This is a genomic window from Pseudooceanicola lipolyticus, from assembly GCF_002786325.1.
Taxonomy (GTDB): Bacteria; Pseudomonadota; Alphaproteobacteria; order Rhodobacterales; family Rhodobacteraceae; genus Pseudooceanicola_C; species Pseudooceanicola_C lipolyticus.
Window position 1 is genome coordinate 1 of record NZ_PGTB01000129.1, and the last position, 11,362, is coordinate 11,362.

At 66.5% G+C, this 11,362-nt stretch carries 11 protein-coding genes and 1 other RNA gene; 7 read left to right on the top strand and 5 right to left on the bottom strand.

All coding sequences use genetic code 11. The features are described 5' to 3' along the window. Positions 1–197: 197 nt before the first annotated feature. The 4 genes from ffs (at position 198) to CVM52_RS19805 (ending at position 4,112) form a co-directional block, all read left to right on the top strand. Positions 198–294: signal recognition particle sRNA small type (gene ffs / locus CVM52_RS19790), an RNA gene on the top strand. A gap of 254 nt (positions 295–548) precedes the next feature. After that, positions 549–3,002: a heavy metal translocating P-type ATPase gene (locus CVM52_RS19795; protein ID WP_100164154.1), complete on the top strand. Its 2,454-nt coding sequence runs from the start codon at positions 549–551 to the stop codon at positions 3,000–3,002. Between the two features lie 200 nt (positions 3,003–3,202). Continuing rightward, on the top strand, positions 3,203–3,616 hold the full coding sequence (gene cueR, locus CVM52_RS19800; protein ID WP_100164155.1) for a Cu(I)-responsive transcriptional regulator: 414 nt from the start codon (positions 3,203–3,205) through the stop codon (positions 3,614–3,616). Positions 3,617–3,680: 64 nt separating this feature from the next. After that, positions 3,681–4,112: a c-type cytochrome gene (locus CVM52_RS19805; protein ID WP_100164156.1), complete on the top strand. Its 432-nt coding sequence runs from the start codon at positions 3,681–3,683 to the stop codon at positions 4,110–4,112. Between the two features lie 561 nt (positions 4,113–4,673). Here the strand turns inward: CVM52_RS19805 and CVM52_RS19810 are convergent. Genes CVM52_RS19810 through CVM52_RS19820 form a run of 3 tightly spaced genes read right to left on the bottom strand, consistent with a single transcriptional unit; the run spans position 4,674 to position 6,522 of the window. Further along, the gene (locus CVM52_RS19810; RefSeq protein ID WP_100164157.1) at positions 4,674–4,883 is read right to left on the bottom strand and encodes a tautomerase family protein; all 210 of its coding nucleotides are present in this window, start codon (positions 4,881–4,883) and stop codon (positions 4,674–4,676) included. Between the two features lie 14 nt (positions 4,884–4,897). Then, positions 4,898–5,785: an SDR family oxidoreductase gene (locus CVM52_RS19815; protein WP_100164158.1), complete on the bottom strand. Its 888-nt coding sequence runs from the start codon at positions 5,783–5,785 to the stop codon at positions 4,898–4,900. Beyond that, the gene (locus CVM52_RS19820; RefSeq protein WP_100164164.1) at positions 5,785–6,522 is read right to left on the bottom strand and encodes an SDR family oxidoreductase; all 738 of its coding nucleotides are present in this window, start codon (positions 6,520–6,522) and stop codon (positions 5,785–5,787) included. The genes CVM52_RS19815 and CVM52_RS19820 overlap by 1 nt, the downstream gene beginning before the upstream one ends. A 101-nt stretch (positions 6,523–6,623) precedes the next feature. On the opposite strand from CVM52_RS19820, the gene CVM52_RS19825 reads away from it, so the two are divergent. Beyond that, the gene (locus tag CVM52_RS19825) at positions 6,624–7,526 is read left to right on the top strand and encodes a LysR family transcriptional regulator (protein ID WP_100164159.1); all 903 of its coding nucleotides are present in this window, start codon (positions 6,624–6,626) and stop codon (positions 7,524–7,526) included. A 67-nt stretch (positions 7,527–7,593) separates the two neighbouring features. Here the strand turns inward: CVM52_RS19825 and CVM52_RS19830 are convergent, their stop codons facing one another. Next, complete coding sequence (locus tag CVM52_RS19830) at positions 7,594–8,469, bottom strand: alpha/beta hydrolase family protein (protein ID WP_100164160.1); 876 nt, start codon at positions 8,467–8,469, stop codon at positions 7,594–7,596. An 80-nt stretch (positions 8,470–8,549) separates the two neighbouring features. Between CVM52_RS19830 and CVM52_RS19835 the strand changes: the two genes are divergently transcribed. Further along, positions 8,550–9,101: a TetR/AcrR family transcriptional regulator gene (locus CVM52_RS19835; protein ID WP_100164161.1), complete on the top strand. Its 552-nt coding sequence runs from the start codon at positions 8,550–8,552 to the stop codon at positions 9,099–9,101. A 66-nt stretch (positions 9,102–9,167) separates the two neighbouring features. On the opposite strand, the gene ypfJ is transcribed toward CVM52_RS19835, so the two are convergent. Beyond that, entirely contained in the window at positions 9,168–10,007 is an 840-nt protein-coding gene (gene ypfJ, locus CVM52_RS19840; protein ID WP_100164162.1) for a KPN_02809 family neutral zinc metallopeptidase, read from the bottom strand. Positions 10,008–10,134: 127 nt separating this feature from the next. On the opposite strand from ypfJ, the gene CVM52_RS19845 reads away from it, so the two are divergent. After that, positions 10,135–11,362, top strand: a 1,228-nt coding sequence (locus tag CVM52_RS19845; RefSeq protein WP_100164163.1) for a DNA polymerase III subunit gamma/tau, incomplete at its 3' end; no start/stop codon positions are given.

An 11,362-nucleotide genomic window follows, 5' to 3' on the forward strand; every position in this document is an offset into this window, starting at 1 on the left:
CGAACAGCGGTTCGGCCTTCTTGAACCCGGCATCCGAGCCACCCGCCATGAAGGTCAGGGTGCCGGCCTGCGCGCCGAGCTGGCGGACCGCGGCCTGCGCAACCAAGGGCTGGATGCCGAGGGCTTCCTGCGGATCAGCCTGCAGATCTGAGCAGCCCCGGTTGCGAATCCGCAAAGCGCAGCCTATATGAGGCGTCGAGAGGTTGGCGCGGGCAGGCGCCTCGCCAACCCGGTCAGGTCCGGAAGGAAGCAGCCGTAACGAGCCCCGCTTGGGTCGTTGTCCAGCCTCTCACTTTCCCCTCTCTCGGTCGGAATACCCCGTTGGCAGCCGGTTGGCGCGGGGTGATGCCCGGCTTGCCGATCACGGGTCGCAAGGTTTGACCGGTCAGATCCGGCCGTCCAACGCAAGCGCAACGTTACCGGCAGCGCCGCGGGTCGGGCCACCGGCTTGGACATCCTGCACAAATTGAAACTCACCGCTTGACCCTCCAGCAACTGGAAGCCCTACATGCAGCGCTGACCCAGTTCTCTGATGGAAAGGCCAAGCCATGTTCAACGCGCAGACCCGACAGGACTCGACGGAGCAGATCATCCGCGATCCGGTCTGCGGCATGACTGTGGATCCGGAGGCGGGCAAGCCGTCGGCGGAACATGACGGCCATACCTATCACTTCTGCTCGGACAGTTGCCGGGCGAAATTCGTCAACGACCCCGAGGGCTATCGCACCGCGCGCGACCCGGTCTGCGGCATGACCGTCGAACGCGCCAGCGCGCAGCATATGGCCCGGTATCAGGGTCAGCGGCATTATTTCTGCTCTGCCGGATGCCAGTCGAAATTCGAAGCGGATCCGGAACAATACCTGGGCGATCAACCTGCGCCCGAACCGATGCCGGAAGGCACCCAGTATACCTGCCCGATGCATCCCGAAATCGTCGAGGACCATCCCGGCGACTGCCCCAAATGTGGCATGGCGCTGGAACCGATGACGCCTTCGGCCGACAGCGGACCGAACCCGGAATATGTCGATTTCAAGCGGCGGCTGTGGATCACCGCGCCGCTGGCCCTGGCGGTGTTCATCCTTGAGATGGGCGCCCATCTCGGCATCCCCTTTGCCCACTGGTTCGGTCACAGCGCCTTTGGCTGGCTGCAATTCGCGCTGGCGACACCGGTGGTCTGGATCTGCCGCCCCTTCTTCAAACGCGGCTGGGCCTCGGTGATGCACCGCGCGCTGAACATGTGGACGCTGATCGCGCTCGGCACCGGAGCGGCCTACCTGTTTTCCATCGTCTCGCTGCTGGCCCCCGGCCTGCTGCCGGCGCAGATGCGCGATGGCATGGGCATGACCCCGGTCTATTTCGAGGCAACAGCGGTGATCCTGGTGCTGGTGCTGGTGGGGCAGGTGATGGAACTGGCCGCGCGCGAGCGCACCGGCGACGCCATCCGCGCGCTGATCGACCTGGCGCCCAAGACCGCGCGCCGGGTCTCTGACGACAGCGAGGAAGATGTGCCGCTGGACCAGCTGAAATCCGGCGACATCCTGCGCGTGCGCCCGGGCGAAAGCGTGCCGGTGGACGGCGTGGTGACCGAGGGCCGTTCGTCGGTGGATGAAAGCATGATCACCGGCGAACCGGTCCCGGTCGAAAAGGTCGCGGGAGAGCCGGTGACCGGCGGCACCCTCAACAAGTCCGGCAGCTTCCTGATGCAGGCGCAGACCGTCGGCGACGACACCACGCTCAGCCGGATCGTGCAGATGGTGGCCAGCGCCCAGCGGTCGCGCGCGCCGATCCAGGCGCTGGCAGACCGGGTCGCGGGCTATTTCGTGCCTGCGGTCGTCGCCGTCGCGGTGCTGGCCTTCCTGGCCTGGTGGGCACTCGGCCCGGCACCGGCCCTGTCCTATGCCTTCGTCGCGGCGGTATCGGTGCTGATCATCGCCTGCCCCTGTGCGCTGGGCCTCGCCACCCCGATGTCGATCATGGTCGCCACCGGGCGCGGCGCCCAGGCCGGGGTTCTGATCCGCGATGCCGAGGCGCTGGAACGCTTTGCCAGGGTCGATGCGCTGATCGTCGACAAGACCGGCACCCTGACCGAAGGCAAGCCGACCCTGACCGATGTCGAACCGCAAGGCATCGACGAGGCCGAGATGCTGATGCTGGTGGCGGCGCTTGAACGCGGCTCGGAACATCCGCTGGCCGAGGCGATTGTCGCCGGAGCCGAAGACCGGGGCGCCCGCCGCAAAGACAGCACCGATTTCGAGGCGGTCACCGGCAAGGGGGTGACCGGCACGGTCGATGGCCGCAGCGTGGCGCTGGGCAACGCGGCGCTGATGGCGGATCTCGCGGTGGAAACCGATGCCCTCGCCGACCGTGCCAGGGCACTCCAGGCCGAGGGCAAGACCGCCATGTTCGTCGCCATCGACGGCAGGGCGGCGGGGCTTGTCGCCGTCGCCGACCGGATCAAGGAGACCACGCCCCAGGCGATCCGCGCGCTGCGCGATCTGGGCCTGCGTATCGTCATGGCCACCGGCGATGCCGAAGCCACGGCAATGGCCGTTGCCCGCGAACTGGGGATCGACGAGATCCATGCCGGGGTCAGCCCCGAGGACAAGAACGCGCTGGTGAAACAGCTGAAGGCCGATGGCCTCTCGGTGGCCATGGCCGGGGACGGGGTGAACGACGCGCCGGCGCTGGCCGCGGCCGATGTCGGCATCGCCATGGGCACCGGCGCCGATGTCGCGGTGGAAAGCGCCGGGATCACCCTGGTCAAAGGCGATCTGGGCGGCATCGTCCGGGCGCGGCGTCTGGCCCGGGCAACCATGCGGAACATTCGCCAGAACCTGTTCTTTGCCTTCATCTACAATTCGGCCGGCGTTCCCATCGCTGCCGGGATCCTGTTCCCGGTCTTCGGCCTGCTGCTGTCGCCGATGGTGGCCGCGGCAGCGATGAGCCTGTCTTCGGTCTCGGTGATCGGCAACGCGCTGCGGCTGCGCAGCTCAAGCCTGTAGCGGTCGTGTCGCAGCCCGAACATATCGGCCCTACAGGTTCGGATCATCGTGCCCGTCCGGCCACAAGACCTTGGCGGCTTCCCCTTGGTGACGGCAACAAAACCACCGGGGCCGGGCGGCGGCACCGCCCAAGCGGGGTGATATCGGACTTGACCTTCCAGTTGACGGAACCTTTATCCTGCACCTGAAAGGACCTGCCCATGAACATCGGACATGCCGCGAAAGAGACCGGGCTTTCGGTCAAGACGATCCGCTATTACGAAGATATCGGACTGATCGCCGCCAACCGTGCCCAGAACGGCTATCGCGATTTTGGCAGCCGCCAGATCACCCAGCTGCGACTGCTGGCCCAGGCACGGCACCTCGGCTTCGGGCTGGAGGAATGCCGCCAGTTGCTGGATCTGAACGCCGATCCGCAGCGGGCCAGCCGCGATGTGCAGGCGCTTGCGCTGCGGAACCTCGACGCGGTGCGCTCCAAGATCCGGCAGCTGCGCGCGCTTGAACAGCAGCTGGAAACCCTGATCGACAAGTGCCACGGCAATGACGATCCCGACTGCGCCATTCTTGATGGCCTGAACGGGCCGATTGATCTTGGCCCCGACACCGCGGAATAGGCCGCGCCAAACGGATCAGAGTCGCGCTGCGGCGGCGGCGCCCCCGAGATGAGGAATTTACCCGATGAAGAAATACATTGCTCTGGCGCTCATGGTCACCGGAACCGCCGCGCTTGCCCATGGCGGGGTCAAGGATCCACATGTTATGCACCGGATGATGGGGATGTCGGAACTGGCCAAGCAGATGAAGCTCATCGGCGCGATGGCAAAAGGTGTGATGCCTTTCGACGCCGACGCGGCGCGCGCCGCCCTGCTGAACATCTCTCGGGAAGCATCCGAAATCCCGGCGCTGTTCGAAACCGCGGCAACCGATCCGAAATCAGAGGCGCTGCCGGTGATCTGGGATGAGTTTGACAGCTTCACCTCGCGCGCATCCGAGCTCGAATCCCTGACCCGCGGCCTGGCCGGCACGGTCACGAGTGAGGCCGATCTGCGCCCGGTGATGCAGCAGTTGGGCAAGGCCTGCGGGGCATGCCATTCCGATTTCCGCGAATAAGGCACGCGGCCCCGACAATGGCTGGCAGGTCGTCGCCCAGCGCGTTGATCGTGCTAGGGGGGTAGGCTTCGGATCGTCGGGGCGCCCGGATGCACCGCCTCGCCCTGGTAAACACAGGTTTGGCCCAGCCGGACCGCCGGGCAGATAAGCCGGTGTTTCGAACGGCAGAACCAGGCTTCCAGACACGCCCTGCGCGCAGGCTTCGACCGTTTCGGCGATGCCTTTGACGAACGCAGCGCCCGGTCGTTCCTTGCGCCCGGCATCGACGCAGGCGCCGGAGAAGTCGCGTGCGAGCAAGCGGCCGGTGCGGGCGCTGGCATTGATGTGAAGGTTAAGAGCCCTGGTCGTGTCCGCGATCTGAGGATGATGCCCGTGGCTTCAGCCCAATGCTCGGGCGTCACAGATCAGACTTTCTCGGGGCCTCTCAACTTTCTTTCAACCCGGCCCCGGCGTGCCGCTTGGGAACGGCTGGCAACGGGCAATCGCCCCCGACCGGCCTGCGTCGGGAACGATTTGGGAAACCTCCAGAGACCATGTCCTGCCGGCTGGAGGCATCCCGTTTCAGGTTGCGCGATAGCCGTCGGGGATCACGAAGGTCTCATCGGCCCGGTAATAGCCGCCGTCCTTCACCTCCTCGATCAGCACCATGGTGTGCGGGCGCGCCGCCTCGGAAAAATATTCAACCAGAAGATTGGTCACGCGATGGCCGATTTCGGCCTTCTGATGCGCAGATAGTCCCGCCTCGGGGGTTTTGATATTCACGTATGGCATGGGTTGCCTTCCTTTCAGGGTTGGGGCCGGAGAAGATCGGCCAGGCCGATCCGCTCCAGAAGTTGGACGCGGACACGATCGGCCACGCCATTGACGATCTCGGCACCGTCCTGAGACGGATCGAGATGGGTGCGAAATGGCCGCGCGCCCTTGGGCATCGCGACAATTTGTGCAACCGCCCGCGCCACCGAGTCGGGGTCGGCATCGGGCGGTTCCAGCGCGGCAAGGGCAGCAAGGGCAGTGTCATCCACCCCGGCATAGGGTCCGCGCCACCAGGCCTCGGCGCGGCCCGAATCCTCGGGCGCGCCGGCATGTTTGAAATGGTTCGTGCCGGTGCTGAACGCCCCCGGAACGATGATGCTGGTCTCGATCCCGAACCGCGACAGTTCAAGCGCATAGCTTTGCGCCAGCGCATCCATCGCCGCCTTCGCCGCGAAATACGGCCCAAGGAACGGCGGTGTGCCGCCCCGGGTCGAACTGGACCCGATCCAGACCACCAACCCGTCCCGCGCATCCCGCATCGCCGGCAGAAACGCCCGGTTCACCCGCTGCGTGCCCAGTACGTTCACATCGTAAAGTTGGGCAAGCTGTTCCGGGGTAAAGGCCTCGGCCGGGCCAAAAACCATGTGGCCGGCATTGTGGACCAGCACGTCGATACCGCCGGTACGCGCCACGACCCGGGCCGCCGCCTCGGCCACCGAACCGTCATCGGTCACATCAAGCGCAAGCACCTCGATGCGTCGCCCTTCGGCGGCCAGCGCCGCAACCCGCGCGGCGGGCGCCCCCGCATGGGCGTCAGGATCGCGCATGGTGGCAAAGACGTGATGATCGGCACGTGCAAGTTCGTCGGCGATCATCGCGCCGAAACCGCTGGACGCGCCGGTGATCAGCACCCGTGCCATCAGATCACGCCGCCATTGGCGCGAATGACCTGGCCGCTGATCCAGCCCGCCTGCTCGCTGGTCAGAAAACGCACCACCCGCGCGATGTCTTCGGGTGTGCCCAGGCGACCGAAGGGATTCATCTTCTTGATCTGCTCGACCAGCGCCTCGGACTTGCCAGCGAGGAAAAAATCGGTACCCACGGGACCGGGCGCCACCGCGTTGACGGTGATGCCCTGTGGCCCCAGCTCTTTTGCCAGGATGTGGGTCAACGCCTCGATCCCGGCCTTTGTCGCCGCATAGAGGCCATAGCCGGGCTGGTAGAGACCGACCACGGACGAGGACAGGTTCACGATCCGCCCGCCGGCGCCCATCCGCCGGGACGCCTCGCGCATCAGCCGGGCCGGCGCGGCGAGGTTCAGGGCGACATGCGCGTCGATCTGCGGGTCCTCTGCCCCCGCGATCGGGGAAAGCTGCATCATTCCGGCATTGTTCACCAGGATGTCGACGCTGCCGAATTCAGCCTCCGCCTGGTCGAACAGGTCGCTGGCGGCCGCGGGCACGCTCAGGTCTGCGCGGACCGCCACGGCGCGGCCGCCAGCATCGGTGATCTCTGCAACAACGGCCTCGGCGGCGCCGGGGCTGCTGGCATAGTTGACAACCACCGATACTCCATCCGCTGCCAGGTGGCGGGCGATCTCGGCGCCGATGCCGCGCGAGGCGCCGGTGACAATGGCGGTTCTGTTTTCAGGGCTCATGGCGATCTCCATTCTTGTGTGAGAGACAGCTAAGACACCGCCGTGATCTGAACAATTGCCTGAAAATTGACATCATAATTCGGTTTGGACTAACAAACGGAATGGACAGGCTGGACCGGCTCGAACTTTTTACCCGTATTGTGGAAGGCGGCAGCTTTGCCCGCGCCGCGCAGGAATTGCGGGTTGCCCGCTCCACCGCGACCAATGCGATCAATCTGCTGGAACGCGAGACCGGGGTACGCCTGCTGGCCCGCACCACCCGCCACGTTGCGACCACCCCAGAGGGCGCAGCGTTCTACCGCCGGGCCAAGACCATTCTGGCCGAGGTCGAGGACACCTTCAGCACGTTTTCCGAAGCCAGCCCCACCGGGCATCTGCGAATCGACGCTTCCGGGCTGCTGACCCGCACCTTCCTGGTCCCGCATTTGCCGGCGTTTCTGAAACGGTTTCCGGGCCTCACCATCTCGTTTTCGCAGGGCGACCGCTTTGTCGACATCGTGCGGGACGGGGTGGATTGCGCCCTGCGCGCCGGCCATCCCGAGGACAGCAGCCTGCGGATGCGCAAGCTGGGCGCGTTGCCGGAAATCACCTGTGCCAGCCCGGATTACCTGGCCCGCCACGGCAGGCCGCGCAACTTCGACGATCTGGACGGCCACCGGATGGTGGGCTTCCTGTCCTCGCGCACCGGCGAGGTGATGCCACTGGAGTTCACCCGCGGCGGTTCGACGTATCACCGCCGTCTTCCCTGCGTCGTCTCGACCGACAACTCCGACACTGCCGCGGCGCTTGCGCTCCAGGGTTTGGGCCTGATCCAGGCGCCGCGCTACCGATTTGCCACCGATCTTGCCAGTGGCGCGCTGATCGAAGTGCTTGAAACTTCGCCACCGGAACCGATCCCACTCAACGCGATCCATGCCGGCCATCGAACTGTCTCGCGGCGGCTCGAAGTGTTCCTCGATTGGGTCAAAGACCTGTTCTCCGACGCAGATCGGCCGCCGGTCTGATCCCAAGGCCGCAATCGCTTTGCCACCGCGGCGACCGCCTGCCGATAATCCGCTCGATGGCTCCGGGTCAGCCCGCCTCGCCGATCAGCGCCGGCCAGATCGCCCGGTTGCGCCGGGCAAAGGCGCCCAGATGGCCAACCTTGTCCAGCCCGAAATCCGCCGGCTGCAACAGGCGAAACCGCGCCGCGTCCTGCCCGTAGAGCCCGGCCAGCTTCAGCACGCTGACCGGCGGGCAGACCGGGTCATCGGCCAGCCCCACCAGATCCACCGGCGCGCCGCTGCGCCGCCAGTCGGGCGGCGGCAAGGTGCTGCCGATCTCGGGGTAGAAACACTGCGGATGGGTGCACCAGCGCCGCCATTGCCAGTACGCCGGCGCCGGCAGATCCGGGCCGAATCCGGTCAGCCGGCCGGGCAGATAGCCCAGCAGCCGCGCCGCCAACGGCACATGGCCGAACCAGAACAGCCGCGCCAGGCCCTGATAGGGCCAGGGATGGTCCCGGTGATGCACCAGCCCCGAAGCCACGCAGATCATCCGCGCGATATCGTCGATCCCCTCCTGCAGCGGCATCAGCATGCCCCCCAGCGAATGGCCGATCACCCAGAGCGGCACGCCGGGCAGCTGCCGGCGCATCTCGGCCCGGGCGGCGGGCTGGTCGCTCAGCGCCCAATCCGCCATCGTTGCGCTGGAATGGCGCGGATGTGCCTGCGCCGAGGTTTGGAAATCGCGATAGTCATAGGTCAGGCAGGCCAGGCCGCGCTCCTCCGCCAGCCAGCGGGCGAAGGCCTGGTAAAAGCGCTGCGGCACCGCGGTGGCGCCGTTCAGCACCACCGCCGCCCGCGGCGGTGACAGAGGCAGGAACAGCCGGCCCTGCAGGCGCGCCGAGCCGGCGGGGAAGGAAATTGCCCTTTCGCTGCTGCTGCCGGTGAACTGCATGTCCAGCATGGTCCGCCTCCATCGCCATTAGACCGAATGGTCTAGCACGCACACTGGACCAATCGGTCTAATCCTGTCAAGATGATTCCATGACCGACCGTCCGCTTTCCACCAAAGAGCGCCTGGTGCGCACCGCCTGCGCGCTGTTCCGCCAACGCGGCTATAGCGGCGTCGGCGTGGCCGAGATTCTGACCGCCGCGCAGGCGCCCAAGGGCTCGCTCTATCACCACTTTCCCAACGGCAAATCCGATCTTGCCATCGCCGCCGCCAATTGGGCCTCGGACGGGATATTGCAGATCATCGCCGCCTCCTTCGAACCGGCGGAAACCTTCCACGATGGCGCGATGACCTTCTGCCACAAGATCGCCAAGCTGTTCGACAGATCCGGCAACTGGGACGGCTGCCCGATTGCCGGCGCCCTCCATGATGGGCCGGACAACCTGGAATTCCGCGAAAAACTGAAGTATTTCTACGATGGCTGGATCGCCGAACTGGCGCATCACGCCGAGCGGCTGGGGGCCGACCCGGACAGCGCCCAGGCCCAGGCAGAACATTTCTTCATCCTGTTCCAGGGCGGCTGGGATCTGGCCCGCGCCAGGCAGGATTCCAATGTGCTGCGCAAGCTGCCGATCCCGCGCTAGGATGCGGGGGCCAAGAGTTTTCTGAAAACTCTTGGCAAAACTATCCCGGATAGTTTTGCCCCGCCGTCACAGCTGCGCCGCACCAAAGGTGTCGCAGGCCTCCAGCGCCCCGCTGTCAAACCCCCGGGCAAACCAGGTCTCGCGCTGTTCCGAGGTGCCATGGGTGAAGGTATGCGGCTGCGGCACCCGTCCGGCCTGCCGCTGCAGGTGATCGTCACCGATCATCCGCGCCGCGTTCAGCGCCTCTTCCAGGTCGCCGCGCTCCATCAGCCCCTCGACATTGCGCGCCCAGATGCCCGAGAAACAATCGGCCTGCAGTTCCAGCCGCAAGGTCAACGCATTGGCCTCGGCCTGGGAGCCGCGCCGCCGCAACTCCTCGACCTGGCCCAGGATTCCAAGCTGGTTCTGCACATGATGCGCCACCTCGTGGGCAATCACATAGGCGGCGGCAAAATCGCCGCGCGCGCCCAGCCGCTGCGATAGCGTGCTGAAAAACGACAGGTCCAGATAGGCCTTGTTGTCGGCCGGGCAGTAAAACGGCCCGGTCGCCCCCGAGGCGCCGCCGCAGCGGCTTTGCGTGACCTCGGAAAACAGCACCAGCACCGGCGGCACGTATTCGCTTCCCAACTGCTCGCGAAAAATCCCGCTCCAGACGGTTTCGGTGGTGGCCAGCACCCGCGACGTGAACTCGGCCGCCTGCTGTTCTTCCGCCGAGGCCGGCGCCGCCTGTTCTGCCGGCGCGCCCTGCCCGGTCAACAGCGGCGTCACGTCGATCCCGGCGAAATAGCCGATGGCCAGGATCACCAGCACCCCGATCCCGCCGATCCCGCCGGCGCCCCCGGCCACCCGGCGCATGCCGCGCCGGTCCTCGACATTCCTGCTGCCTTTGACACCGCGCAACCGCATCGTCCGCCCTCCCTGCTGGCCTGGTGCAGATATATCTTAACCTCGCGCACCGGGCGACGGTTCCATTGGTGGACGCGCCGCGCCAGCCGTTCTACTCTGCGCCGGACCACGGAGAATCCCCGCATCCATGCCAGACACCGCGCCTTCCGCCTATCGCGTCCTTGCCCGCAAGTACCGGCCCGAAACCTTTGCCGACCTGGTCGGCCAAGACGCCATGGTGCGCACGCTGAAAAACGCCTTTGCCGCCGACCGCATCGCCCAGGCCTTCATCATGACCGGCATTCGCGGCACCGGCAAAACCACCACTGCGCGGATCATCGCCAAGGGCATGAACTGCGTCGGGCCCGACGGCACCGGCGGCCCCACCACCGAACCCTGCGGCCAATGCGCACCCTGCCGCCGGATCATGGAGGGCCGGTTCATCGACGTGCTGGAGATCGACGCCGCCTCGTCCACCGGGGTCGACAATATCCGCGAACTCAACGCGATGGCCCAGACCCGGCCCAGCGAGGGGCGCTACAAGATCTTCATCATCGACGAGGTGCACATGCTCTCGGCCAGCGCCTTCAACGCGCTGCTGAAGACGCTGGAGGAACCGCCCCCGCATACCAAGTTCATCCTTGCCACCACCGAGATCCGCAAGGTGCCGGTCACCGTGTTGTCGCGCTGCCAGCGCTTTGATCTGCGGCGGATCGAACCCGAGGACATGATCGGCCTGCTGAGCAGGATTGCCGCCGCCGAGGGCGCCGAGATCGCCGGCGACGCGCTGGCGCTGATCACCCGCGCCGCCGAGGGCTCGGCCCGCGACGCCACCTCGCTGCTGGACCAGGCGATCAGCCATGGCGCCGGCGAGACCACGGCGGATCAGGTCCGTGCCATGCTGGGCCTGGCCGATCGCGGCCGGGTGCTGGATCTGATGGACATGATCCTGCGCGGCGACGCGGCGGCGGCGCTAACCGAGCTGTCGGCGCAATATGCCGAAGGCGCCGACCCGCTGGCGGTGCTGCGCGACCTGGCCGAGATCACCCATTGGGTCAGCGTGGTGCAGATCACCCCGGACGCCGCCGAGGATCCGACGATTTCGCCCGACGAACGCGCCCGCGGCGCCGAGATGGCGGCAAAACTGCCGATGCGGGTGCTGTCGCGCATGTGGCAGATGTTGCTGAAGGCGCTGGAAGAGGTCGCCGCCGCACCAAATGCGATGATGGCTGCCGAAATGGCGGTGATCCGGCTGACCCATGTCGCCGACCTGCCCGCGCCCGAGGAACTGGTGCGCAAGCTGCAGAATACTCCGCCCTCGCCACCCGCCGGCCCCGGTGGCGGCCCCGGTGGAGGCGGCCGCCCGGCGCCCTCGG